This window comes from Streptomyces tuirus (genome assembly GCF_014701095.1).
GTDB classification, from domain to species: Bacteria; Actinomycetota; Actinomycetes; order Streptomycetales; family Streptomycetaceae; genus Streptomyces; species Streptomyces tuirus.
The window spans coordinates 4,806,026-4,832,340 of the sequence record NZ_AP023439.1; the positions used below are offsets into that span (position 1 = coordinate 4,806,026).

Genomic DNA, 26,315 nt, shown 5'->3' on the forward strand with positions numbered 1-26,315 from the left:
ATCCTTTCGTCTCACGGAGAGTGACGAGGAAAAACTCGTTGTGAGACGCGATACATCGCGCTATGGTGTGTCGGTGAGAAGCCTTGCCGGACGTCTGTCCGGTCATCCCCGAAGACGTGGAGACTCATATGCCAGGCGCCATCTACGCCGAAGGTCTGGTCAAGACCTTCGGTGACGTAAAGGCCTTGGACGGCGTCGACCTCGACGTGCCCGAGGGCACGGTCCTCGGCCTGCTCGGGCCGAACGGCGCGGGCAAGACCACCACCGTCCGCTGTCTGACCACCCTGCTGCGCCCCGACAGCGGGCGGGCGGTCGTCGCGGGCATCGACGTGATCAAGCAGCCCGACGCGGTCCGCCGCTCCATCGGGCTGTCCGGCCAGTTCGCGGCCGTCGACGAATACCTGACCGGCCGGGAGAACCTCCAGATGGTCGGCCAGCTCTACCAGATGCGGGCCAAGGCGGCGAAGGAGCGCGCGGCCGAGCTGCTGGAGCAGTTCCACCTCGCGGACGCCGCCGACCGCCCCACCAAGACCTACTCGGGCGGCATGCGCCGGCGCCTCGACCTCGCCGCGGCCCTGGTCGTCTCACCGCCCGTGATGTTCATGGACGAGCCGACGACCGGCCTCGACCCCCGCAATCGCCAGCAGCTGTGGGAGGTCATCAAGCAGCTCGTCTCCGGCGGCACCACACTGCTGCTCACCACGCAGTACCTGGAGGAGGCCGACCACCTGGCGCACGACATCGCGGTGGTCGACCACGGCAAGGTCATCGCCCAGGGCACCTCCGACCAGCTCAAGGCCCGCACCGGCGGCGAGCGCGTCGAGGTCGTGGTGCACCAGCGCGAGCACATCCAGCCCGCCGCCGAGGTCCTCGCCGGCTTCGGCAAGGGCGAGACCACGGTCGAGGAGCACATGCGCAAGCTCACCGCTCCCGTCACCGGCGGCGCCAAACTCCTGGCCGAAGTCATCCGTGAACTGGACGCCCGGGGCATCGAGATCGACGACATCGGCCTGCGCAGGCCCACCCTCGACGACGTCTTCCTGTCCCTGACGGGACACGTGGCCGAGATCAAGGACCAGGAGAACGACAAGGAGGCCGCCCAGTGAGCGCCGTCACCGACACCGGTCAGCACTTGAGTGCAGGGAAGGGGTGTCCCGCATGAGCATGGTCGCCGACTCGCTGGTCATCGCCCGCAGGAACCTGATTCGTATGACCAGGATTCCTGAGATGGTCCTTTTTGGTGTCATTCAGCCAGTAATGTTCGTGGTCCTGTTCACGTACGTCTTCGGCGGCTCGATGAGCGTCGGAGGGTCCACCGATCCGGACGTCTACAAGAACTTCCTGATGGCCGGCATCTTCGCCCAGACGGTGACCTTCGCGACCGCGGGATCGGCCGCCGGCATCGCGGACGACATGCAGAAAGGGCTCGTCGACCGCTTCCGCTCCCTACCGATGGCCCGCGGTGCGGTGCTGACGGGTCGGACCGTTGCGGATCTCGTGCAGACCTGCATCACGCTGACTGTCCTGGCGATCGTCGCGCTGATCGTCGGATGGCGCACTGGCTCGGCCGAGCCGACCAATGTAGGCCGAGTCCTGGGAGCCTTCGGGCTGCTCCTCCTCCTCGGCTACGCCTTCACGTGGATCGGGGCGCTGATCGGGCTCGCGGTCCGGACCCCGGAGGCAGCCACTTCAGGTGGGATCATCTGGCTGTTCCCGGTGACGTTCATCTCGAACGCCTTCGTCGACTCCAGCCAGATGACGCCCTGGCTGCGACACATCGCTGAGTGGAACCCGTTCAGCGCGACGGTGCAGGCGTGCCGCGAGCTGTTCGGCAATCCGGGGGTGGTCCAGTCCGACGCCTGGCCCATGCAGCATCCGGTCTGGGCGTCCCTGATCTGGTCCGCTTTGATTGTTGCGATCTTCCGGACTCTTGCCGTGCGGAAGTACCGGGCGGCGGAAGGCTGACCGGTTCCGCCCGCGCGAACGGAGAAGCCCTCACCGAACAGGTGGGGGCCTTCTTCGTGGGGTGCTGACGTCACGCTGGCGGGCCGGTTGTAGTACGCCCATCTCACATCGACGCCGGCCGATAGGGTTTCGGGGCTTCGAGCGTGTACTCCCGCTCAGTGCCGAGGCTCGCGTCCGCCCCACCGCCCGTCCTCCGGCCACCATTTGCGGGTTGTCGAGGAAGTGCTTCGTCAGCAAGTCGAGGGCCGCGGCGTCGGTGAGAGGGCGCGAGGTGAGCAGCGCTCCCGCGTGGGGCGACGACGCGTTCGTGGACACCAGCCACATGACCCCATGGCTGCGCCACATCGCCGAGTGGAACCCCTTGTCTTCCGGACCCTGGCGGTGCGCAAGTATCGCTCGGCGACGGCATGAGAATGCCCCCGGGGCCGCTGCGGCACCGGGGGCAGAGCAGGGATCGGAAAGGGGCGGTCAGCCCTCGTACGGCTCGGCCTTGAGGATCTTCACCAGGGCCTTCTTGCCGTTCGGCAGCTCGTACTCCGCGTCCTCGCCGACCTTGTGGCCGATCACGCCGGTGCCCAGCGGGGACTGCGGCGAGTAGGTCTCGATGTCGGAGCTCGCGTATTCGCGGGACGCGAGCAGGAACGTCAGCGTGTCGTCCTCGTCACCGTCGAAGGCGATCGTGACGACCATGCCGGGCGCCACCGCGCCGTCCGCCGCGGGAGCCTCGCCGACCTTGGCGTTCTCGAGGAGCTGGGTGAGCTGGCGCACACGGAGCTCCTGCTTGCCCTGCTCCTCCTTGGCCGCGTGGTACCCGCCGTTCTCACGCAGGTCGCCCTCTTCGCGCGCCGCGGCGATCTTCGCGGAGATCTCCGCCCGCGCGGGACCAGTAAGGTGCTCAAGCTCAGCCTTGAGCTTGTTGTACGCCTCCTGGGTCAGCCAGGTGACGTTCTCGCTGGTCTGGGTCACAGGTGCTCCTCGTAGGTACTGGGAATACAAAGCATCGCCCTACCCAGAAGAATGTTCCTTCACGGAAGGGCGAAACCACGAGCCTAACAATTCAGGGGCCCAAGGGGGAGGACATAAGCCATCAGATTTACGTCAAGGCAGGTCAGGCGCTACGTATTCCAGGTGATGCCCGGTTGTGGTCAGCCGGTGTGGCAGCCCAGCAGCTCGGCCGTCGTCCCCGGGGAGGTCGTGCGGAGCGTGACGACCTTGTCGATGCGGGTCCCGTCCCCGTCGAAACGGAAGTCGGCCCGGCCCACCTCGGCCCCGTTCTCGGCCTGCGAGCGCACGGTGCAGTAGCCGTCGGTGCCGGCGTCCTTGCGGACCTCCAGATGCACCTGCACGGACTCCTTGCCCGGCTCGAAGCTGATCACCTCGGCGCTGATCTCGTTCTTGGCGACGTAGTGGTAGCCGAACCAGCCGACGAGCCCCAGCAGCGCCACCGCGAGAACGGTGCCCACGACCTTGAGCGTGCGGTCGGCGCGCTCGTCCGAGGAGCGGCCGTATCGGCCCTCGGGCGGTCGCGTGCTCGCGGTGGTCATGATCGTCCTCCTGGCAGGGCCGGGACGAAGGTCCCGGAAGGGGCTCCGGGACCGGGCCCCGGAATTATTCGCCCCCCGATTCGGTCACTATAGAAGCCGCTGATTGCGCCGACGCACACAGGGCGCCGACCTACTGAGGATTGAGTCTTGACTGACCAGTTGCGACTGATGGCCGTTCACGCACACCCCGACGACGAGTCGAGCAAGGGCGCGGCGACCATGGCGAAGTACGTGTCCGAGGGGGTGGACGTGCTGGTCGTGACCTGCACGGGCGGGGAACGCGGCTCCATCCTCAATCCGAAGCTTCAGGGTGACGCGTACATCGAGGAGCACATCCACGAGGTACGCAAGAAGGAGATGGACGAGGCCCGGGAGATCCTGGGCGTCAAGCAGGAGTGGCTCGGCTTCGTCGACTCGGGCCTGCCCGAGGGCGACCCGCTGCCGCCGCTGCCGGAGGGCTGCTTCGCCCTGGAGGACGTGGAGCACGCGGCCGGTGAGCTGGTGCGCAAGATCCGGGCCTTCCGTCCGCAGGTGATCACCACCTACGACGAGAACGGCGGCTACCCGCACCCCGACCACATCATGACCCACAAGATCTCCATGGTGGCGTTCGAGTCGGCCGCGGACACCGAGAAGTACCCGGAGGCGGAGTACGGCCCCGCCTACCAGCCGCAGAAGCTCTACTACAACCAGGGCTTCAACCGCCCGCGCACCGAGGCCCTGCACCAGGCGATGCTCGACCGAGGCCTGGAGTCCCCCTACGGGGACTGGCTCAAGCGCTGGGAGGAGTTCGGCATGAAGCAGCGGACGCTGACCACGCACATCCCCTGCGCCGAGTTCTACGAGATCCGTGACAAGGCGCTGATCGCCCACGCCACGCAGATCGACCCGGACGGCGGCTGGTTCAAGGTGCCCATGGAGATCCAGAAGGAGGTCTGGCCGACGGAGGAGTACGAGCTGGCGAAGGCCCTCGTCGATACCTCCCTCCCCGAGGACGACCTCTTCGCGGGCATCCGCGACAATGCCTGACATGAGCGCAAGCGCAAGCCTGGCAATGACGCACCTCGTCTCCTTCGCCAAGGAGGTCGACGAGGACAAGGTGACCCCCGGCGTCCTCGGCTTCATCGTCTTCGCGGCGATGGCCCTGGCGGTCTGGGCCCTGATGAAGTCCATGAGCCGGCACATGAACCGGGTCGACTTCACCCAGGTCCCGGACCCGAAGGCGGAGCAGCCGGAGGAGTCCCCGGCGGAGCCGGCCCAGACGGACGCGGACGCGGAGCCCTCCGGCCAGGGCACCACCAAGAAGCAGGGCTGACGCCCCCCGGGGGGGTGCCCCTATGACTTTGGTCAAGGGGTGGTCGGGGTTGGTGGTTGGTAGAAGGTGCCGTCGCGGAGCATCGCGAAGAGCACGTCGGCTCGGCGTCGGGCGAGGCAGAGGATGGCCTGGGTGTGGTGCTTTCCCTGGGCGATCTTCTTGTCGTAGTAGGTGCGGGAGGCCGGGTCGGCCAGTGCGGCGAACGCGGAGAGGAAGAAGGCGCGTTTGAGCTGCTTGTTTCCTCTCCGTGAGGGCTGTTCCCCGCGGATGGAGGACCCGGAGGTCCGGGTCGCCGGAGCGAGGCCGGCGTAGGCGGCGAGGTGGGCGGCGGACGGGAACGCGGTGCCGTCACCGACGTCGATGAGGATGCGGGCTCCGGTCCTGATGCCGATGCCGGGCATGGACATCAGGACCTTGGAAAGAGGGTGGGCCTCCAGGAGTTCCTCGATCCGGTGGGCCAGCAGTTTGCGCTGGTCGAGCACGGCCTGGAGCGAGGAGGCGAGGCTGGGGACGATCAGCGCGGCCGCATCCGTGCCCGGGACGACGACGGTCTGTTCGTCCAGCGCGGAGAACACGTCGTCGATCAGCCGTTCGGCCATCCTGGGCGCCTTCGGCCGGATCAGGGTGACGAGCCGTCGGCGTCCGGCCTTGCGGATCTGGGCCGGCGAGCCGAACTGGTCCAGCAGCCTGAGCACGGCCGGGTGCTGCATGCGCGGGCCCAGGACCCGTTCCAGATGCGGGTGGATCTGCGTGAACAGGCCCCGCAGCCGGTTGGACAGGCGAGTCGCTTCGGCGGCGAGGTCGTCGTCGAAGCCGACGAGCATCTGCAGCTCGGCGATCGTCTCGTCGTCGAGGTCGACCGACCGCAGCGTGTGAGGCATTGCCCGGGCGGCGTCGGCGATGATGAACGCGTCCTTCGCGTCGGTCTTTGCCTCGCCGGGGTAGAGGTCGGCGATCCGCCGCATGGTCAGGCCGGGCAGATAGGCGACATGGCAGCCGAGCTCGCGGGCGACGGTCAGCGGCAGGGCGCCGATGGAGGCGACCTGGTCGACGATGACGAGAACGGTGCCGTGCTTGGCCTGCAGTTTGGCGAAGACCTCGCGGAGTTTGGGTTCGCTGTTGGGCAGTCTACGGTCGAAGGTCTTCTTCCCGGCCGGGGTGAGCGCGGTGGCGTGGTGTTCGCCCTTGCCGACGTCCAGGCCGAGGTAGACGTCGATGTCGCCGGTGTCGATCACGTGCGGTGTCCTCCGGTCGTACTCGTCCGGCCCTGCCACGGCACTGATCGCCACATCCACATTACGAAGAGCCTCCCGACCTGCGAAGAAGTCGGTGGTCATGCCCCTAATCAGCGGTCTGTCAGTGCCTCCGGAGCTGGTGACACCACCCCCCAGGCCATGCACTCGACAAGGGGAGGTAGTCATGCCAACTCCGAAGGCCGGTAACCCCGTTGCGGGGCTACGAAGACGGTAATGGGGGGGGCACCACCCGTCGGTGGCCGGCGCCGAGCGCCGCCGGCGGGTGCGTCTGACACTCGTCGGGGTCCGCGCCGGGCCGGCCCCCGGGTCTACGCCGCCGAGCCCTCCGGCCAGGGCACCAAGAAGCAGGGCTGACGCCCCCCAGGGGGGTACCACCCGTCGGTGGCCGGCACCGAGCGCCGCCGGCGGGCGGTCCCCCACCGGCCGGCACCGAGTGCCGCCGGCGGGTGCGTCTCGCACCCGACGGGGTCCCGCGCCGGGCCGGCCCCCGGGTCCATGCGGATACGACCTAGGCCTTCGACTCCACCGCCACCCCCATCACCTCGCGTGCGTGGCGGTTCGGCACCATGCCGAGGCGCCAGGCCTGCCAGCCCGCCTCCAGGGTGACGCCGCGTTCCAGGAGCAGCCGGTACGCGTCGAGGTAGTCGTCCAGTTTCCGGTCGCGCAGGTCGTGGCTCGTGCGGGACAGCTGGGTCAGTTCCTCCTGGGCCACCGCCGTACCCACCTCCATGCCGCCCGGGGCCGCGTAGGGCAGGAGCGTGCAGCGCAGGAAGCGGGCCCAGTCCTCGCCCCGGCGGTCGCCGTAGGAGGCGAACAGCTCGATCGCCGCGTCGCACAGGGTCAGCGCCTGCTGGGTGCGGGCGTTGCCCGCGTCCACGACCGCCAGTTCCAGGCACGTCCAGGCCTCGCCGTGGGCGACGCCGATGCGCTGGAAGTCGGCCCGGGCGTCGACCAGCAGCTGCCGGGCGAAGCCCGAGTTGCGCAGGGAGCCGGTCTGGGCCGCCCGCTGGTCGCGGGTGACGCGGGCCGAGTGGTGGCGGGCGCAGGCCAGGCCGTAGACGTCCCGCATCCGGGAGAACATCGTGCGGGCGCGCTCCAGCTCGCGGACGGCCTGATCGAGATCGCCCGTCTCCTCCAGGGCCTGGCCCAGGTAGTACAGCGTCCACGCCTCACCGCGCGCGTCCTCGTTGTCGCGGTGCCGGGCGGCCGCTCCGCGCAGCTCCTCCACCGCCGGGGAAGCGTCCCCCGCGACCAGCAGCGCCCGGGCCAGCTGTGTCAGGGCCCAGGCCTCGCCCCGGGCGTCACGGGTGCGCCCGTACAGCTCCAGGGCCGCCCGCAGCTCCGCCTCGGCGCGCGGGACATCGCCCATGCGCAGGCCCAGCTGGCCGAGCTGGAAGTGCGCCCACGCCTGGCCGTGCACCGACTCGCCCGCCCGGTGCAGCACCAGCGACTCGGTCAGCAGGTCCAGCGCCTCCGTGACCCGGGCCCGGTCCCGTTCCACCGCCGCCAGGGCGTGCATGGTCCACGCCCGGTCCGTCGCCAGCTCGGGCGAGGACTGCAGGGCGAGGGCCTCGCGGAGCTTCGCCGATGCCTCCGTGAGATTGCCCTGGTGGTGCAGGGTGATGCCGAGGGAGCACAGCGCGCGGGCGGCACCCGCGTCGTGGTGGGCCTCGCGGTAGAGGTCGACGACCGAGGCGAGGGTCGTGCGGGCCTTGTCCAGCTCGCCCAGCTGCCGTGCCGCGATGCCGGTGCGCCACTGCACCGAGCGGACCAGCAGCCCCTCGTCCACCGCCTGCGCCAGCTCGCTGATCTCGCCCAGGCGGTAGAGGTCGCCGCGCAGCAGGCAGTAGTCGCACAGCGCGCCCAGCAGATTCAGCACCGCCGCCTGGTCCACGCCCTCGGCATGCCGCAGCGCCGCCGTGATGAAGCTCGACTCGTCGTCCAGCCAGCGCAGCGCCTCGTCCAGGGAGGTGAAGCCGTACGGGCTGAAGCGGTTGGTGCGGGTCGACATGTTGCCGTCGACCATCCGCAGCACCGAGTCGGCCAGCTCGGCGTAGTTCACGATCAGCCGCTCCTGCGCCGCCGTTCGCTCGGCCGGATCCTCCTCGTCGAGGAGGCGGGCCTGGGCGAAGGAACGGACCAGGTCGTGCAGCCGGTAGCGGTCGCCCCGGACGTGGTCGATCAGACCGGCCCGGGTCAGGACCTCCAGATGGCGCTTGGCCTCCGCCTCGTCCGTGGCCAGCAGCGCGGCGGCCGCCGCGGCCCCGAGCGAGGCCCGTCCGGCCAGGGCCAGCCGGCGCAGCAGCCGCCGTACGGTCTCCGGCTGGTCGGTGTAGCGCAGCCACAGGGCGCGCTCCACCGGCTCGACCGGGCCGTAGGCCTCGAGGTCGGTGGCCAGGGCGCGGGGCGAGCGGGGGCCGAGGCACGAGCCGGCGATGCGCAGTGCCAGCGGCAGCCCGCCGCACAGCTCCCGGACCCGGTCCGCGGACTCCGCGTCGTACGGCCCGGAACGATCCTGCGCCGCCGCGCCCAGCAGCTCCTCCGCGCCCGCGGCGTCCAGGGGTGCGACCGCCAGCTGGTGCACCCGCGCGGGCAGGCCCTCCAGCTCCAGCGGGCCCCGCGCGGTCACCAGCACCAGGCTGTCGGACCGCTCCGGGACCAGGGCGCGGATCTGCTCGGGGTCCGAGGCGTCGTCGAGGACGACCGTGACCGGCAGGCCCGTCAGATGCTGGTGGTACAACTCGCTCAGCCGCTTGACCTGCTGGTCGGGGGAGGAGCGCTCACGGAACAGCAGCTGCTCGCGGGGTGCGCCGAGCCGGTTCAGCAGATGCAGCAGGGCGTCGCGGGTCGGCAGCGGGGACTCGCCCGGTCCGTCGGCGCGCAGGTCGACGACGCAGGCACCGCGGAAGTAGTCCTTCAGATCGTGCGTGGCGTGCACCGCGAGCGTCGTACGGCCGCTGCCGGGCGTGCCGTGCAGCACGACCACGGTCGGCTGCGTGTCCGTGCTCGCCCGGGCCGACTGCACCCACTGCCGGATCTGCGCCAGCTCGTGCCGCCGACCGGCGAACGGCTCCGCCGGCCCGGGGAGCTGTGCGAAGGACTGCTCCAGCACGTTGCGCCCGCGCGCCGCCGCGCTCTTGTCCGCGCCCCGCAGCCGTGGTGCCGTCTTCTTCGGCCCGGTCGAGGCGGCGAGCACTCGCTGCTGGTCCAGGAACGGCCGGATGCCCCGCACCTCCAGCGCCGTCAGCCACTGGAGCCGCAACTGTTCGGGCCCGCCGGGCTGGCTGACGGCCCCGGCGCGACGGCTCGCGGCCGGCACATGCGACCCGACCACCTTCACCACCGTCGCCGCCGCCCCTACGACACCGACCGTCACACCCGCCCCGAGGGCGGTCCCGGTCCCCGTGCCCAGCGCCATGTCGGCGACCACGGCCGCGACCGCCGCCACGCCGGCCACCAGCAGCGGTGTCCCGGCACCCTCCCGGGCGTAACGCTGCCCGAAGGTCAGCTGCCCGGCCGCCGCCTCGTCCAGGGCGCGCGTGTAGGCCTCGTACTCCTCGCGCGCGCTCTGCGCCATCGTGTCGAGCCCTCCGCGCGCCCGCGCGAGCAGCACGTTCCCGTCGCTGCGCCCGCCCGAGCGGCGCACCTCCTCCTCGACGGCCCGCGCCAACAGCCGCTCGGCCTCCACCCGATGACTGTCCCGCATGTCAGGTCCCCCTCCGGCGGCAACTCCTGTGTCTACGAGTGTCCTTGGTGGGAGGCATGAGCGCGAGGGGGCGACGATCAACGGATGCCGTCCGGTGGCCTACGAGCGGCCCGCGCGAGCGAGGGGCGCGTTCCGCGGCGCGGTGGCCGCTGTGAGGCAGGGCAGCTGTCTCTGGTGCCAGTGGACTCGTACAAGGCGCCCTGAGTGTCGTTCACGTGCCTGTCGGGGCCTGGTGCTACCGCTCCGTACGACGCAGGAACTGCCAGCCCAGTACGGCCAGGGCGAGCGTCTGCCCGAGAGAGGCGAGCACGAGGAGCGGCTGAACGACGGGAGAGCACCAGAAGGCGGCCGTGCAGACCATGGGCAGCACCAGGTACGTGAACAGGTCCACCGCAGTCTGCAGCCGCTTGCGCACGGTGCGGCCCGAAACGCTGCGGTGGTAGACCTCCCAGCCGAACACTGCGCCGTCGGCGGAGGTGAGTTGCGCCAGGCGCGGTCCTAGCTGGTCGCGGACGTAGCAGCCGATCGCCGAGATCTTCTCGTCGTTGACCAGGTAGGTCCAGCCCAGGATCAGGCAGATCGCAGGGACGGAGAGCAACAGCCGGGACTGTCCGGTCTGGGCGGTGATCGCCACGACCGCAGTGGCTGCGGCGAGCGTGAAGTAGAGCAGATTGTCGCGAAACCCTATACGGGTCTTCTGTTCTTCCTTGAGCCGGTCGTACTCGGCCAGAAGGATCTTGCCCTCGGTGACATCATCCGTGCGGGTCACAGGCACTCCTGTGGTCGAGTCAAGGATCAGACGGCGATCTGGAAGGGCGCCAGACTGTCGGGGCCGTGCCGTTCGAGCCAGCTCTTTCCGTCCGCCGCTATCCCTTCCAGGAGGCGGAAGGTGTGGGTGGAGCCGGCCGCGCTGAGGTTGATCTCGGCGATTTCCTGGGAATCCTCGGTGGGTGCCAGTTGATGGGCGTCGGCGTCCTTGACGCGGATCTTCCTTGCCGGTCCGTTGGTGAGGACCAGCTCCAGGTCGTAGCCGATGTCGGCGGTCTCCGTCACCTGCACGGAGGTCAGTGAGTCGAACCGGTAGTTGCTCCGCTGCTCGTTCCTGCGCGTCGCGTCGGAAAAGTTGAACTCGGCGCTGATCTCGCGGATACCGTCCTGAGTGAACAGGAACAGGCGGAATACGTAGTGCGAGTACCGCCATGGGCCGCCTCGGACCCGGCCCCGCTTGTACGAAGGAGCCGGGGCTACCAGGATGGTGTGGGTGATCAGGTCGCGCCAGGTGAGCCGGTGGTGCCGGAGTGCCTCATCGATGAACGTCGACTTATCGCAAGCGAGCCAGGTCTCCATCTCCAGTTCGCTGGGGCGCGTGGCGTCCAGAAACGACTGCCAGCGCTGGTAGGCGATCTGTCGTGCGGTCAGATTCTCCGTGTACTGCTGAGCCTCCCGGTCCAGCCGGTGCTCTTCACGCCGTACCTCCAGCCATCGGTAGGCGGTCGCGTGCCCGGACCAGGCCGCACCGAGCACGGCCAAAAACGCCCACAGAGCTTGTGGTTGGGCGCCCCCGGAGGCCGCCGTGCCGAACACGGACAGAGCCGCCGCACCGAGAACCGCGAGGGCCGCAATGGTCAGAGCCTTCGTCCTGCCCGGGGTCCGGTCCTGGCTGTGCTGATCGGACAAGGTGCCGTTGTTGTAGCGATCTCGGGTGTTCTCGGCGAGGTACCGGATCAGCCAGTCGACCCGCTCCACACCAATCCGGCTCTCCCGATAGAGGTCCGCGATCTCGGCGGCGAGACCGCTGCGGATCTGCGCAGTGTGAGCGAGCCAGGCGTCCCAAGTGAACCCGTGCGGCCTGCGAACACTGAAGTAGTGATCGAATGAATGGCGGACGCGCTTGGTGAACCCGTCCTCGGCGGAGGCGGGGTCGCGCGGGTGCGGGACGCGGGCCCCGGCCGCGAGACCCGGCTTGGGCCTCCGGCCCCACCACCGGACGCCGAAGCGGGCCGCAGCCAGGCCCGCACCGAGTGCCACCGGTAACTCGACGATCGCCCGGGCCGGATCCGCGATCAGTGCCAGGACCCAGAGGAGCGCACTGCTGACGACGAACAGGGCCGCCCGGGCAGGGAGGGCCGCCTTGGCTGCGGCAGCAGTGCTCGGGCGCGGCGGAAGGGCCCGCGGCCCGATCGGGATGGGTGCGAAGTAGGCCCAGACCCGTCGGCCCCGGTCATTGCCGAAGCGTTCCGCATGGGCCCGTTCGAGGGTCTCCGCCCACAGGTCATCCTTCAGCCCTCCGGTGAGCATGAGGTCGAGGTGGCGGAGGATCGCGTCGTGCTGGCGGCGCGGCAGGTCCTGAAGCTGTTTCAGCACGGGGCCGGTCTCGCTGCCGGTGGTGCTGAGTACCGCCAGAAGGTCGAAAGCGACGCGCAGGGCTTCCTTCCACACGTCCTTGGGGTAGGTCCGTACGAGCCTGGAGGTGTAGCGCAGCTGTTGGACCTCTTCGGTGCTCAGGTCGTGGTGCGTGCGTGAGCTGAGCATGGCGAGCACCCAATGGAACCGAACCTCCGCGCTGTCGTGGCCGCGGGCGATCGCATCAGTGATCATTTCTCGGGCGCGGCTGGGGACGCCGTCCTTCAGGAGCTGTAGGCCGACCCGGTACCTCTCCTGTGGTGAGGCGTCCGGGTGGACGATGTAGATGTTGGAGTCGTGTACGGTCTCGGCCTGGATCCCAATGGTGGAGTTGTACGCGGCCGAGCTGTATGTGGCACCGTCGTTGTGGTTCATGCCAGGTCACCCGCCGCAGCAACCATGGGGGCCAACGTTGCCACCAGCGCGGGGCACTCCGCGACCAGTCCACGTAGCCTCTTGAGCGTCATGACCGTCCGTTTCGACGATTCAGGGGTGTGCTCCCCGGCCGACCGGAGGGCGGAGTCGAGATCGGTCAGGGCCTCCCGGTAGCTGTCCTCGTCGAGGACGCCTTCGGTGCGGTGCCACCCCAGCTGATTGCGGAAGCTGTTCAGTTCCGTGATCAGGTCCGTCGGGCCGGATGCCTTCGGGGCCGCGTTCATGCGGACACTGCTGCCCGTGACTGAGCCGGCCATGATGCCGACGGTGCTGTTGTGGACGGTGTTGCTGACGCCCCGATCGAACCGATCGGCCGAAGGGGCCATGTCATCCTGGGGCATTGCGGTCTCCTCCTGCTCGCGCATCAGTTCCACTGCCAATCGGATGGCGAACGCCGCAGCGTTCGCCGCGGCCCGCGGCTGCCAGTGGCGGTCCTCCGAGCTCTTCTTTGTGCCGTCCGCCCGGTCGCTGATCCCCCGGACGATGGCCACCGGCGCTCCGCTGAGATGGCCGGCTTGGGCCACACCGGCCGCCTCCATCTCGATGGCGAGTGCGTCGTTGTAGTGCTGTCTGATCCATTTCGCCTCGGCCGAGAGCCGCGAGTTCTGGACGATCTCGCCGGCGGCGATCGCTCCGAAACGCACCTGCGGTCCATCCTCGTGACCGGGGGTCGGGTCGGCCCAGTCGTCAAGACGGGCCAGGTGTGACGCGACCTGACTGATGCCGTGCGGCGCTTCCCACGCTCGGGGGCGGGCTTTGAGCCCGTCGTCCTCGCTGGTCCCGCCGTGGTAGGCGTACACGTGTGACGCCATCACCACGTCACCCAGCCTGGTGGCGTCCCACAGGGCGCCGGCGACGCCGACGAACACCACGGCCACTGGCGAGAATTCCTGGATCGCGCGTTCTGCGATCACCGCCGCGGAATGGTTCCCCTTGTTGGTCAGGCCGAGTGCTACGCGGCACGATGTGCCGCGTACGGTGCCCACTTCGAACCGGGTACCGCGCTCATGGTGATGCACCTGAAGACCTGCCAGCCTCTGGCTCACGGCCTGATATTCAAGATTGAGGGCGGTGAGAATCACCACCGGGCCTTTCGGCATCTACTCCTCTTCCCCTCTCGTGTTCTCTTCCGTCTCAGATGGCGTGGGTCGGATCAGCGGTGGGAACAGCACGGTGTTCGGGCCGGCCCGGTACAGCCGTGCGGGCCGTCCTTTCGTGGTCCTGCGGTCCGTGCCGGCGGGGACGATGAATCCCTTCGCGGCTTGGACCTTTCGATAGAAATTGCGGGTGTCGAGTGGGGTGCCCCAGACGGCCTCGTACACCTGCTGAAGCTCTGCGATGGTGAAGCTTTCCCCGCAGAACGCAGTCGCCAGCGCTGAGAATTCGATCTTGGTGCGCGCGCGTTCGATCGCGTCCGCGGCGATTCGACGGTGGTCGAAGGCGAGGGCAACCTCGCCGGACAGGACGGCTTCTGCGGGAATCCACGCGGCGTCGGTGGCGTCCGTCCCCGCGACAGGGTCGGGCAGCCCTGGTGCGATCGCCAGGTGAGCTACCGAGACGACTCGGCCCCGCGGGTCGCGACCCGAGCTTCCGTACACGTTCAACTGTTCAAGGTGCACCGAGTCGGAGGTCAGCGCCGTTTCCTCACGCAGTTCGCGGTGGGCGGCGTCCAGGATCTCCTCGCCATCGTGGCTGAGGAATCCTCCGGGCAGCGCGAGCATGCCCCGGAAGGGGTCCTCGCCCCGCTCCACCAAGAGGACATGCAGACGACTCTCGCGCAGCGTCAGGATCACGAGATCGACCGTCAGTAGGACAGCAGGCGGTGACCATGCCTCATCTTGCATGCGCAGCAAGGTACTTCAGTTACTGTCACTTACACAAGAAGGGGGTTGCGGAGTGACCCTCCGCTAGCGGAAATGGCAGAGCGGGGCAGCCGTAGCCCGTTCGCGGCGCTGAACCGCGACCAGATGCTGAACTCGGGCTGGCTGCGTAAGGAGCCGCTCCTTTGAGATCTTCCGTCGGTGCGACCTCGACCGGTTCCTGATCGGGCGCGGCTAAACGATGGCTCACGGACCGGCATGGCATCGGCAGGGTGGTCCAGTCGCCCCGAAGGCCGGGGGGCTCCGATCTCCAGCGAACGACGACTGATTCGAGCGCCATCGGTCAGATGTAACACAGGGGCCCTCTCCGTCCTTACGTGTTTCCAAGATCGACCGTGACCGAGAAGGGTGCGGTGGCCCTCACCGTGCCGGCGCCAGGAGCCGCGCCAGTCGGTTGTGCCGCTACATGGAGGCGTGCAGGCGGCGACCGGGCAGGGCGGCTGGCCCATTACCGTGTTCCTCACTCCGGACGCCGAGCCGTTCTACTTCGGTACCTACTTCCCGCCCGCTACCCGCCAGGGCATACCGTCGTTCCGGCAGGTGCACCAGGCGTGGGACGAGCGGCGGGACGAGGTGACCGAGCGCCGAGAAGATCGTCCGGCATCTCGCCGAGCGGGAGATCTCCTACGGTGACGCGCAGGCCCCCGGTGCGGAGGAGCTCGCGCAGGCGCTGCTCGGACTGACGCGGGAGTACGACCCGCAAGCGCTGCGGTTTCGGAGGGGTGCCGAAGTTCCCGTTGTCCATGGTGCTGGAGTTCCCGCTGCGCCATTACGCCCGCACCGGTGCCGAGGGCGCCCTGCAGATGGCGCGGGACGCCTGTGAGCGGATGGCCCGGGGCGGGATGTATGGCCAGCTCGGGGGCGGCTTCGCCCGCTACTCGTCGACCGCTACTGGATCGTGCCGCACTTCAAGAAAGTAGCTGTCCAAGGTCCAACACTTCCGTACCATTTCACCTGAGAGCAGAGGGGGTTGTGGTGCGCGAGGATCACGCGACGCTGGTCGGGTTGGGGCTCAGCCCTGAGGAACTGGAAGCCCTGGGACTGGACAAGCCCGCGACGGCGGAGCCGTCCGGACTCATGGATGCCTACCTGCGACGAAGCAACAAGAAGGAAGACCTGGCCACGTTGCGGGGGCACGTGCGAGACGTGGTGCGATGGGCTCAGACCAACAGCCTTCAGATCCGGCACGTCTGGTTCGAGCAGCTCTCAGCCTCCAAGTCCTACGTGCGACGTCGCGAGTTCGAGAAGGCCACACAAGCGATCATGGACGGTAAGTCCAAGACGCTCGGCGTGTGGAAGACAGACCGCTTCGACCGGCGTGGCATGGGGGCGGTGGGCCGGATGCTCGATGAGTTCGACCGTCGGCAATCGCGGCTCGTTTCCGTTTCCGAGGGGCTGGACTCATCACAGGGTGGCCGCATGGTCTTCGCGATCCTGAGCGAACGCGCCAGGGAGGAAGCGAAGGACATAGCGAAGCGCGTGAAGATCGGCCATGACTCGCACAAGGCGGAAGGCCGAAGAGGAACGGGTAGGCCCCCGTTCGGTCTCTACAGTGCCCCTGGAAGCGGCAAGGTCGAACCCCATCCCGACGAGTACGGCACGGCTCGCAGACTGGCGGATCTGCTGCTCGACAGGAGGACGACGAAGGACACGGCCCACCAACTCAATGAGGAGGGGTACCGGACCCGGAGCGGTGCCACCTGGTCGCCCACGGCGGTGAGCAAGCTGGCTCAGTCCCCGCTCTTCGCGGGCATGGTTCCGGTCCGGCGGCGCAAGACGGACGAGCACGGCAACCACTTGGACAGTTGGGAGGGGTACGGCGAGCCTCTGCGCGACGAGAGGGGCGAAGTCGTCTTCTGTGGCAAGGGGGTTGTGACGCCGGGCGAGTGGTTCAAGATCAAGGCCCTCATCGCAGAACGGACCGATGACCGGTGGGCGAAGGGGAAGCCGGAAGCGAAGTACCTGGGGACGGGGAGCTATCGATGCGGGCGGCTGCGGGACAAGGAGGGCACGGGCGAGCTTGAACCGTGTGGCGGCTCGATGAGCCATCGTGGCGGACGCTACCGGTGCGAGGTCCGGCAAACGCGGGGCAAAGCGATTTGCGAGGGAGTGGTGACCCTCGCCGACCGCATCGACCATGCGGTCGGACAGGCTTGGATCCACCACATCACCGCCCTTGAGCCCGGTGACCCGGTGGTCATCGAAATAGCCCGCCGGTGGCTTGCATTCGCGGACCCCGAAACGCAGGCGAAGAAGGACGAGGCTCAGAAGGCCCTTGAGGCGGCCCAGCGTCGTGTGAAGAAGCTCGAAGACGACTTCTACGTGTACGGGAAGATGGACGAAGAGCGCTTCGAGGAACTGAGCGAAGGGCAGCGCGCCGTCATCGAGAGCACCACCGAGACCCTTGACGCGTTGGACGCGGAGGTAGACCTATCGCCGCTCACCCAGGTTGCCACCCTGCGTGGGGCATGGGAAGCGGCGGACATGGCGGACAGGCGGATGCTCCTGAAGTGCGCCCTTGGAAAGAAGGGCGTCCTGGTCAAGCCCGCCGCACGTCAGGGGGATCACACCCCGATCCTGGAACGGCTTGAGTTCGACTGGCTGTCGAAGAAGGACACAACCATCAAGAAGTGAGTTCCGAAAAACAAGGCTGAGCCTTCGGGATCGACCTTGTTCCCTTGTTCGGTAGGCAATCTGCTCCCCAGTCTCCGAGTGCACGATCCAGCACGCGTCTGAGGGCGGCATTACGGCGGAACTGTTCTGCACGTACATCGGGTGCGGCGAGTCGTCCGCGCCGCAGGGTGATCCCGGGGCCACCCAAGATTGGGCGCTGATGCATACGGCTGCACCCCGGCCACAACCTCTTCCGGCATGAGTACACCGACCACGCGCGCGTGACGCGCGCTGACCGACCCCGGCCCGCTGAGTGACGGCGAGCAAGACTGTCAGCGGGCCGGCCTGGCCCCGTTCGTGCGCTGCCCCGTGGCGCATGGGCGGGGCGGAGACGCGTGCGCAAGGATGGGGGTATGCCCAACCGACTCGCGCAGGCCACATCCCCGTACCTCCTCCAGCACGCGGACAACCCCGTCGACTGGTGGCCATGGGGGTCCGACGCGTTCGAAGAAGCCCGCCGGCGCGACGTCCCCGTGTTCCTGAGCGTCGGCTACAGCGCCTGCCACTGGTGTCACGTCATGGCGCACGAATCCTTTGAGGATGACGACACCGCTGCGTACATGAACGAGCACTTTGTGTCCGTGAAGGTGGACCGCGAGGAGCGGCCCGACGTGGACGCGGTCTACATGGAGGCTGTGCAGGCGGCCACCGGCCAGGGCGGCTGGCCGATGTCCGTGTGGATGACCTCCGACGGTGAGCCCTTCTACTTCGGCACGTACTTCCCGCCCGACACTCGCCACGGCATGCCGTCCTTCCGACAGGTACTCGAAGGCGTGCACAACGCCTGGACGAGCCGGCGGGACGAGGTGGGAGAAGTCGCCGGGAAGATCACTCGGGACCTTGCCGCGCGGGAGCTGAGCACCGGGGATACCGGGACGCCCACCGAGGAGACTCAGGCTCTGGCCCTCCTGCAGCTGACCCGGGACATCGACCCCGCGAGCGGTTGGTTCAAGGGAAACACCAAGTTTCCGCCGTCGATGGTGATCGAGTTCCTGCTGCGTCACCACGCGCGGGCCGGCTCCGTGGCGGCGCTGGAGATGGCGGAAGGGCTGTGCGGTGCGATGGCCCGGTCGAGCCTGTACGACCAGGTGGGAGGCGGGTTCCACCGGTACGTGCTCACGCCGAGTACAGGTGGGCCTTTGGTGCCGCACTTCGAGAAGATGCTGTACGACAACGCCCTGCTGTGCCGGGTCTACGCCCACCTCTGGCGCTCCACGGGCTCGGAGCTCGCGCGCCGGGTCGCCCTGGAGACCGCCGACTTCATGGTGCGCGAACTGCGCACCAACGAGGGCGGGTTCGCCTCCGCGCTGGACGCCGACAGCGACGACGGGACGGGCAGGCACGTCGAGGGCGCGTACTACGTGTGGACGCCCGCGCAGTTGCGGGAGGTGCTCGGTGACGAGGACGCCGAGCTCGCGGCCCGGCACTTCGGGGTGACCGAGGAGGGGACCTTCGAGGAGGGCGCGTCCGTTCTCCAACTCCCCGTGCGCGACGGCGTGTCCGACGCGGAGAAGATCGCCTCGATCTCGGAGCGGCTGCTCGCGGCGCGGGCCGGGCGGCCCGCGCCCGGCCGGGACGACAAGGTCGTCGCCGCCTGGAACGGCCTCGCGATCGCCGCGCTCGCCGAGACCGGCGCCTACTTCGACCGGCCCGACCTGGTCGAGGCCGCCGTCGCCGCGGCCGACCTCCTGGTCCGGCTGCATCTGGACGAGCACGCCCGGCTCACCCGCACCAGCAGGGACGGCCACGCCGGCGCCAACGCCGGTGTCCTGGAGGACTACGCGGATGTGGCGGAGGGCTTCCTCGCGCTCGCGTCCGTCACCGGGGAGGGCGTCTGGCTGGAGTTCGCCGGGTTCCTCCTCGATCAGGTCCTGGTGCGCTTCACCGACCCCGAGTCGGGTTCGCTGTACGACACCGCGGCCGACGCGGAGCGGCTGATCCGCCGCCCGCAGGACCCGACCGACAACGCGGCCCCGTCAGGCTGGACGGCGGCCGCGAACGCCCTGCTGAGCTACGCCGCGCACACCGGCTCCGAGCCTCACCGCACCGCTGCCGAGCGGGCGTTGGGTGTCGTGAAGGCGCTGGGACCGCGGGTGCCCCGCTTCATCGGCTGGGGGCTGGCCGCGGCCGAGGCTCTGCTGGACGGTCCGCGTGAGGTCGCGGTCGTGGGTCCGGCCCTGGACGACGAGGGCACAAGGAGCCTGCACCGCACGGCACTTCTGGGCACCGCGCCCGGCGCGGTGGTCGCCGCGGGCGTTCCGGGGAGCGAGGAGTTCCCGCTGCTCGCGGACCGTCCGCTGGTCGGCGGTGAACCGGCCGCGTACGTCTGCCGTAACTTCACATGCGACGCCCCGACGACCGAGCCTGACCGGCTGCGTACGGTCTTGAGTGGCTGAAGTCACGTATGAACGGAAACATGGTCTTTATCTGAACAGCCCCCAGGCTTCACAGTTCCCCCCTAATCTCTCCACAGTGACGTGGCGGACGAGGCCGCATCGGCCCACCGTCGCGCATGGGGGTTCTGGGATCTGGGGGGATCTGCTTGCTGACGTCTGTCTTCATCGCTGCCGTTTCACTTGCGCTGTTCTGGATGGCTGCGTTCACCCTGTGGTGGCAGATGCACGCCTGGCGTACGCCGGAAGTGCTCGCCTCCACGCGGTTCACCAGTCCGGACGGGGACGAGCACGTCTCCTTCTCGTTGTTACTGCCCGCGCGGCACGAACAGGCGGTGCTGGACCACACGATCCAGCGGCTGCTGGAGTCGAGCCACACCGACTTCGAGATCGTCGTGATCGTCGGGCACGATGACCCGGAGACCACCGCGGTGGCCGAGACGGCCGCCGCGCGTGACCCACGGGTCCGGGTCGTCGTCGACACGCACGACAAGAAGAACAAGCCGAAGGCGATGAACACGGCGCTGCCGTACTGCCGCGGTGACGTCGTCGGGGTCTTCGACGCGGAGGACCAGGTCCACCCCGAGCTCCTCGCCCACGTCGACCACGCCTTCCGCACCACCGGCGCGGACGTCGTCCAGGGCGGGGTGCAGCTGATCAACTTCCACTCCAGCTGGTACAGCCTGCGCAACTGCCTGGAGTACTTCTTCTGGTTCCGCTCGCGGCTCCACCTGCACGCGCAGAAAGGTTTCATTCCGCTTGGCGGCAACACCGTCTTCGTCCGCACGGACGTCCTGCGGGAAGCCGACGGCTGGGACCCGAACTGCCTCGCCGAGGACTGCGACCTGGGCGTGCGCCTGTCCAGCGTCGGCAAGAAGGTCGTCGTCGCCTACGACTCGGACATGGTCACCCGCGAGGAGACCCCGGGCTCGCTGATGTCCCTGCTGAAGCAGCGCACCCGCTGGAACCAGGGATTCCTCCAGGTGTACCGGAAGAAGGACTGGAAGCAACTGCCCACCCTCGGGCAGCGGCTGCTCGCCCGCTACACCTTGATGACGCCGTTCATGCAGGCCTTCACCGGCCTGATCATCCCGCTCAACGTGGCGATCGCCCTCTTCCTGGACGTGCCCGTCGCCATCGCCTTCATCACCTTCCTGCCGGCCGTCACAGCCTTGGTCACCTTCGTCTTCGAGATCGTCGGACTGCACGACTTCGGCCGGCAGTACGGGCTGCGCGTCCGCTTCGCGCACTACCTGAAGCTGATCGTGGGCGGCCCCTTCTACCAGGTCCTGCTGGCCGGTGCGGCCGTGCGGGCCGTGTGGCGTGAGCAGCGCGGCCGCAACGACTGGGAGCTGACGACCCATGTCGGCGCGCACCTCGACGAGACGGCAGTGACCCGAGAGGACGTTCCCGCGTGACCTCCACTCTTCCCGCGGTGACCCCTGCGAAGGTCCCCGCGCAGCGCGGGCCTGCGCCCGGCACCGGTACGCACCGGCGAGTCGAGCCGCCGAGCCGGCTGCGCTCCTCCCGGCCCGACCTGCTCCTGTGCGGGGTCCTCCTCGCGGCGATCCTCGTCGTGCAGGGCTGGAACATCGCCGACTACCCGGCCCTCAGCGACGACGAGGGCACCTATCTCGCCCAGGCCTGGTCGGTCCAGCAGGGCAACGGCCTCGCCCACTACACCTACTGGTACGACCATCCGCCGCTCGGCTGGATCCAGATCGCCGTGCTGACCTGGATCCCCGCGCTGATCAGCCCCGAGTCGATGACGGTGGGCACCATGCGCGCCGCGATGCTCGTGATCAGCGGCATCAGCGCGGTCCTGGTGTTCGTGCTGGGCCGGCGCCTCGCGCTGCCCCGCTGGGCCGCCGCGCTCGGCATGGTGTTCTTCGGGCTGTCGCCGCTGTCGATCGTGCTCCAGCGGGAGATCTTCCTCGACAACCTCGCGGTGATGTGGACGCTGCTGGCCTTCACGCTGGCCGCCTCCCCGAGCCGTCACCTGTGGCACCACTTCGGGGCGGGCATCGCCGCCGCCACGGCCGTGCTGACCAAGGAGACGATGCTCGTCGTCCTGCCCGCCCTGTTCCTCACCATGTGGCGCCACAGCCACCGGGACACCCGCAAGTTCGCCCTCACCGGAGCCGTTACGGCCTGTGCCCTGATCGGCTTCTCGTATCCGCTGTTCGCGCTGCTCAAGGGCGAGTTGATGCCGGGCGCCGGGCACGTGTCCCTCTGGGACGGCGTCAAGTACCAGATGACCAGACCCGGTTCGGGCTTCATCCTCGACCAGGGCTCCGGCTCCTGGGGCGTGCTCCAGTCGTGGCTGTACTACGACCGGATCCTGCCCCTCGGCGGTCTCGCGGGCGCCCTGCTGCTGCTCGTCACCTGGCGCTGGTCGGTCACCGCCCGAGCCCTGGCCGGACCCGCCCTGGCCGTGGCGATCTTCGCCGCGCTGGCCCTGCGCCCGAACGGCTACCTGCCCGCGATGTACGTCATCCAGGCGCTGCCGTTCCTCGCGCTGGTCCTCGCCGGGGGCACCGCCTCGGTCGCCCACGCGGTGCTGAGCCGCTGGCGCTCCGAGGCGGAGAAACGGTACGTCAGCGTGGGCCGGTACACGCTCGCCACCGTCCTGGCCCTGGCCGCCGGCGCCTACGTCGTCCCGCACTGGTACGACGGTGCCCGCACGGCCGTCACCACCGACGCCAACGCTCCGTACAAGGCCGCGTCCAAGTGGCTGGCCACCGAGGTCGAGGACCCGGAGCGCACCCGGGTGCTGGTCGACGACGCGCTCTGGCTGGACCTGGTGCACCAGGGCTACCGGCCCGGCCTCGGCGTCATCTGGTTCTACAAGGCCGACCTCGACCCGGCCGTGACGAAGACGATGCCGCGCGGCTGGAAGGACCTCGACTACGTCGTCGCCTCGCCGACCGTGCGGCGGGACGCGGCCGACCTGCCCAACGTCAAGGCCGCCATGGAGCACTCGGACCCGGTCGCCACCTTCGGCACCGGCGAGGACCGCATCGAGATCCGCCAGATCAAGACGCCCGCCGGAGGCACGCGATGAGCCAGGAGTACACCGTCCCCGGCGAGGTCGTCGAGACCGGGACAACCGAAGTCCCCGAGCCGGGCGCGGTCACCATCGTCGTACCGACGTTCAACGAGTCGGCGAACGTCCGGCAGCTGCTGCGCCAGATCACCGAGGCCGTCCCGGCGCGGCTGCCGTGCGAGGTCCTCTTCGTGGACGACTCCACGGACGACACGCCCGAGGTCATCGAGAAGGCCGCCCGGGACTGCCCGTTCCCGGTGACCGTGCTGCACCGGGAGGAGCCGGTGGGCGGGCTCGGCGGCGCGGTCGTCGAGGGGCTGAAGGCCGCCACGTCCGACTGGATCGTCGTCATGGACGGCGACTGCCAGCACCCGCCGTCCCTGGTGCCCGACCTGGTCGCCACCGGTGAGCGGGCGAACGCCGGGCTGGTCGTCGCCTCCCGGTACATCAAGGGCGGCAGCCGGGCCGGACTCGCGGGCAGCTACCGCGTGTTCGTCTCGCGCGGGGCGACCTGGCTGACCAAGGCGCTGTTCCCGCGCCGGCTGCACGGCATCAGCGACCCGATGAGCGGCTTCTTCGCGATCCGCCGCAGCGCGGTCACCGCGGAGGTCCTCCAGCCGCTCGGCTACAAGATCCTCCTCGAGCTCGCCGTCCGCAGCCGCCCGCGCCGGGTCACCGAGGTGCCGTTCGTCTTCCAGGACCGGTTCGCCGGGGAGTCCAAGTCGACCGCGCAGGAGGGCTTCCGCTTCCTGCGCCATCTGGCCGGGCTGCGCACCGCCTCCCCGGTCGCGCGCATGGTCGGGTTCGGCCTGATCGGGCTGACCGGCTTCCTGCCGAACCTGGTCGGCCTGTGGGCACTGACCGCCGCCGGCATGCACTACGTACCGGCGGAGATCCTCGCCAACCAACTCGGCGTCGCCTGGAACTTCCTGCTCATCGAGCACCTGCTGTTCCGTGAGCGGCGCCGGCACCGGCGCTGGTGGGACCGCGCCGGGCGGTTCGCGCTGCTGGCCAACGCCGATCTGGTGCTGCGCATCCCGCTGATCGCCGTGTTCGTCCACCAGTTCCACCTGGGCGTGCTGTCGGCCACCGCGCTCGCGCTGGTGACGACGTTCGTCCTGCGCTTCGCCGGGACCGAAGCGCTGGTCTACCTGCCGCGCCGGAGCCGGGAGAAGCCCGCGCGCGACGGCCGTACAGCAAGGAGAGCCGTGTGAAACCTCGTCGCAGAACGACCGCACTCCTGTCCGTGGCAGCCCTCACCTCGGGGCTGCTCCTGACCGCACCGCAGCCCGCCTCCGCCGCCAACCTCATCAAGAACCCCGGCTTCGAGACTGCCGGCGCCGACGACATGCCCCACTGCTGGGAGAAGTCCGGCTGGGGCGACAACGACTTCACCTTCACCACCACGGCCGACGCGCACACCGGCTCCAAGGCGATGAAGGTCGAGCTCACCCGCCGCGTCGACGGCGACCGCAAGGCGCTGATCACCGAGTCCGCCGCCTGCGCGCCGGTGGTGACGCCGGGCAAACAGTACGACCTCGGCCTCTGGTACAAGACGACGACCCCGGACGCGGCGATCACCCTGTTCCGGCACGACGCGACGGCCGGCTGGCAGTACTGGACCGACCTCAAGACGCTGGACCTGGCCGGGAACTGGACCGAGGCCACCGTCCGCACGCCCGAGGTCCCGGCCGGCACCGACCGCATCTCCTGGGGCGTCTCCGTCTACGGCACGGGCTCCGCCACCACCGACGACTACACCATGGACCAGGTCCCCGACCCGGTCCTGCCGCCCGCGTGCACCGGCACCGCCGAGCAGTGCGCCAACGGCAAGTGGGACGTGCTCCCCACGCAGAACCCGGTCCGCTCCATGCACTCGGTCGTCCTGCCGGGCGGCAAGGTGCTGCTGATCGCGGGCTCCGGCAACGACGAGTCGATGTTCGAGGCCGGCACCTTCACCTCGGCGGTCTACGACCCGGCGAACGGCTCCTACAAGATCATCCCCACGCCGAAGGACATGTTCTGCGCCGGGCATGTGCAGCTCCAGGACGGGCGCGTGCTCGTGATGAGCGGCAACAAGGCGTATCCGGTGCCCGGCGGGCACGGTTACGAGGGCTTCAAGGACTCGTACGTCTTCGACCCGGAGACCGAGACCTACTCCAAGACCAACGACATGAACGACGGCCACTGGTACCCGTCGGCGACGATCCTCGGCAACGGTGACGTCATCTCCTTCGGCGGGCTGCGCGAGGACTCCACCGGCTCGGTCACCGCCGAGCTGTTCTCGGAGGCCGAGCAGCAGTGGCAGCCGCTGTGGAAGGTCAACCAGACCTGGTCGTACTGGGGCCTGTACCCGTCGATGATCCTGATGCAGGACGGCCGCCTCTTCTACTCGGGCAGCCATGTCTTCGGCAACAACATCCCGGGCACGGGATCGGCGATCTACGACTACGACGCCAACACCACCACCCAGGTGCCGGGCCTGCGCAACAAGGACGAGCGCGATCAGTCGGCGAGCGTGCTGCTGCCCCCGGCGCAGGACCAGAAGGTCCTCACCCTCGGCGGCGGCAACATCGACTCCAACCCGGAGGCGAACCGCCTGACCGACATCATCGACCTCAAGCAGCCGAACCCGTCGTACGTCGCCGGCCCGCCGATCCCGCAGGGCACGGTCGATCTCGGCAACGGGCCCGTCCCGCAGACCGGGAACCAGGGCAAGATGTACGTCTCCGCCGTGCTGATGCCCGACGGCAAGGTGCTGGAGACGGGCGGCGCGCTGCACAACCGCGCCGACCCGGTCTACGAGACGTCGATCTTCGACCCCGCGTCGGAGACCTTCGACCCGGTCGCCGTCGACCCCGAGGCGCGCGGCTACCACTCCTCGGCGTTCCTGCTCCCCGACGGCCGGGTGATGACGACCGGCGACAACCCGGGCAACGGCACCTGGAACCACGACGTGTCGGTCTACAGCCCCCCGTACCTCTTCAAGGGCCCCCGCCCGCAGATCACCTCGGTCATCGACACCGAGTGGAACTACGGCGACACCCAGCGGATCACCGTCGACCGGCCCATTGCCAAGGCCGAATTGATCCGCCCCGCCGCCGTCACGCACTCCTCGGACCCGAACCAGCGGTTCGTGGACCTGCCGCTGTCGGTCGACGGAAACAATGTCGACCTGAACGTCACGAGCAACCCCAATCTGGCCCCGCCCGGCTGGTACATGCTCTTCGCGGTCGACGCGAACGGCGTGCCCTCGGTGGCGAAGTGGGTGCACCTCCAGGGCCCGCAGGCGCTCAAGGCGACGGACGCCTCGGCGCATGTCCATGACTTCGCGGACGCGCCCGAGGGCAAGGTCGCGGGGCCCGGCAAGAAGCGGACGTCGCAGAAGGTCAGCCCGACGATCTCCGGCTGCGACCGCCACTACGGTTCGATCAACGTCTGCGTGCCGACGGACTTCCCGGCGGAGGTGAAGAAGACGACGGCCGCACGCTGTGAGTGGCTCAAGGCCAACGACTACGGCCGCCTGAAGATCAACGGCAAGGACGACCCACTGCGCCTGGACAGAAACAGGGACGGACTCGCCTGCGGCAAGGGAGACGTGGCAAGACGCTAGAAACGCCCTTCAGGGGCACGCCCTCAAGGGGCGCGGGGAACTGCGCGACCAGCCACAACGGCCGCGCGGTTCCCCACGACGCTCAA

The 26,315-nt window shown here is 69.0% G+C and carries 19 protein-coding genes and 1 pseudogene; 12 read left to right on the plus strand and 8 right to left on the minus strand.

Annotation, left to right across the window (positions count from 1 at the left end):
- Positions 1-128: 128 nt before the first annotated feature.
- Both IGS69_RS22250 and IGS69_RS22255 read left to right on the plus strand, forming a co-directional pair.
- Positions 129-1,106: an ATP-binding cassette domain-containing protein gene (locus IGS69_RS22250; RefSeq protein ID WP_190902295.1), complete on the plus strand. Its 978-nt coding sequence runs from the start codon at positions 129-131 to the stop codon at positions 1,104-1,106.
- 52 nt (positions 1,107-1,158) lie between these two features.
- Positions 1,159-1,965, plus strand: a complete 807-nt coding sequence (locus IGS69_RS22255; protein ID WP_190902296.1) for an ABC transporter permease — start codon at positions 1,159-1,161, stop codon at positions 1,963-1,965.
- A 468-nt stretch (positions 1,966-2,433) separates the two neighbouring features.
- Here IGS69_RS22255 and greA read toward each other — a convergent pair whose 3' ends face one another.
- Complete coding sequence (greA, locus tag IGS69_RS22260; RefSeq protein ID WP_031104770.1) at positions 2,434-2,931, minus strand: transcription elongation factor GreA; 498 nt, start codon at positions 2,929-2,931, stop codon at positions 2,434-2,436.
- A gap of 179 nt (positions 2,932-3,110) precedes the next feature.
- Positions 3,111-3,509 (minus strand): DUF4307 domain-containing protein, encoded by a 399-nt coding sequence (locus tag IGS69_RS22265; protein ID WP_190902297.1) that lies wholly within the window; start codon positions 3,507-3,509, stop codon positions 3,111-3,113.
- A 147-nt stretch (positions 3,510-3,656) separates the two neighbouring features.
- On the opposite strand from IGS69_RS22265, the gene mca reads away from it, so the two are divergent.
- Positions 3,657-4,538: a mycothiol conjugate amidase Mca gene (gene mca, locus IGS69_RS22270; RefSeq protein WP_190902298.1), complete on the plus strand. Its 882-nt coding sequence runs from the start codon at positions 3,657-3,659 to the stop codon at positions 4,536-4,538.
- A complete protein-coding gene (locus IGS69_RS22275; protein WP_190902299.1) occupies positions 4,531-4,824 on the plus strand; it encodes a hypothetical protein in 294 nt (97 codons plus the stop codon). The genes mca and IGS69_RS22275 overlap by 8 nt, the downstream gene beginning before the upstream one ends.
- Positions 4,825-4,856: 32 nt before the next feature.
- On the opposite strand, the gene IGS69_RS22280 is transcribed toward IGS69_RS22275, so the two are convergent.
- The 6 genes from IGS69_RS22280 to IGS69_RS22305 form a co-directional block, all read right to left on the minus strand.
- The gene (locus tag IGS69_RS22280; RefSeq protein ID WP_385865423.1) at positions 4,857-6,059 is read right to left on the minus strand and encodes an IS110 family RNA-guided transposase; all 1,203 of its coding nucleotides are present in this window, start codon (positions 6,057-6,059) and stop codon (positions 4,857-4,859) included.
- 529 nt (positions 6,060-6,588) lie between these two features.
- The gene (locus tag IGS69_RS22285) at positions 6,589-9,786 is read right to left on the minus strand and encodes a tetratricopeptide repeat protein (protein WP_190902300.1); all 3,198 of its coding nucleotides are present in this window, start codon (positions 9,784-9,786) and stop codon (positions 6,589-6,591) included.
- 235 nt (positions 9,787-10,021) lie between these two features.
- A complete protein-coding gene (locus tag IGS69_RS22290; protein WP_190902301.1) occupies positions 10,022-10,555 on the minus strand; it encodes a hypothetical protein in 534 nt (177 codons plus the stop codon).
- A gap of 26 nt (positions 10,556-10,581) precedes the next feature.
- Complete coding sequence (locus IGS69_RS22295) at positions 10,582-12,564, minus strand: hypothetical protein (protein ID WP_190902302.1); 1,983 nt, start codon at positions 12,562-12,564, stop codon at positions 10,582-10,584.
- Complete coding sequence (locus tag IGS69_RS22300; protein WP_190902303.1) at positions 12,561-13,724, minus strand: 5'-methylthioadenosine/S-adenosylhomocysteine nucleosidase family protein; 1,164 nt, start codon at positions 13,722-13,724, stop codon at positions 12,561-12,563. The genes IGS69_RS22295 and IGS69_RS22300 overlap by 4 nt, the downstream gene beginning before the upstream one ends.
- A complete protein-coding gene (locus IGS69_RS22305; protein WP_190902304.1) occupies positions 13,725-14,468 on the minus strand; it encodes an NUDIX hydrolase in 744 nt (247 codons plus the stop codon).
- A gap of 447 nt (positions 14,469-14,915) precedes the next feature.
- Here IGS69_RS22305 and IGS69_RS22310 point away from each other — a divergent pair.
- The 8 genes and pseudogenes from IGS69_RS22310 to IGS69_RS22340 all read left to right on the plus strand — a co-directional run.
- Positions 14,916-15,423, plus strand: a pseudogene (locus IGS69_RS22310) (DUF255 domain-containing protein); the annotation flags it as partial.
- A gap of 56 nt (positions 15,424-15,479) precedes the next feature.
- Complete coding sequence (locus IGS69_RS22315; RefSeq protein ID WP_190902305.1) at positions 15,480-17,138, plus strand: recombinase family protein; 1,659 nt, start codon at positions 15,480-15,482, stop codon at positions 17,136-17,138.
- Positions 17,139-17,274: 136 nt separating this feature from the next.
- Positions 17,275-17,379, plus strand: a complete 105-nt coding sequence (locus tag IGS69_RS35305; protein ID WP_456300664.1) for a DUF7848 domain-containing protein — start codon at positions 17,275-17,277, stop codon at positions 17,377-17,379.
- 151 nt (positions 17,380-17,530) lie between these two features.
- On the plus strand, positions 17,531-19,573 hold the full coding sequence (locus IGS69_RS22320; protein WP_190902306.1) for a thioredoxin domain-containing protein: 2,043 nt from the start codon (positions 17,531-17,533) through the stop codon (positions 19,571-19,573).
- A 146-nt stretch (positions 19,574-19,719) separates the two neighbouring features.
- A complete protein-coding gene (locus IGS69_RS22325) occupies positions 19,720-20,988 on the plus strand; it encodes a glycosyltransferase (RefSeq protein WP_190902307.1) in 1,269 nt (422 codons plus the stop codon).
- Complete coding sequence (locus IGS69_RS22330; RefSeq protein WP_190902308.1) at positions 20,985-22,634, plus strand: ArnT family glycosyltransferase; 1,650 nt, start codon at positions 20,985-20,987, stop codon at positions 22,632-22,634. The genes IGS69_RS22325 and IGS69_RS22330 overlap by 4 nt, the downstream gene beginning before the upstream one ends.
- Positions 22,631-23,830: a glycosyltransferase gene (locus tag IGS69_RS22335; RefSeq protein ID WP_190902309.1), complete on the plus strand. Its 1,200-nt coding sequence runs from the start codon at positions 22,631-22,633 to the stop codon at positions 23,828-23,830. The genes IGS69_RS22330 and IGS69_RS22335 overlap by 4 nt, the downstream gene beginning before the upstream one ends.
- Entirely contained in the window at positions 23,827-26,229 is a 2,403-nt protein-coding gene (locus IGS69_RS22340) for a galactose oxidase-like domain-containing protein (protein ID WP_190902310.1), read from the plus strand. Before IGS69_RS22335 ends, IGS69_RS22340 begins: the two co-directional genes overlap by 4 nt.
- The last annotated feature ends 86 nt before the right edge of the window (positions 26,230-26,315 follow it).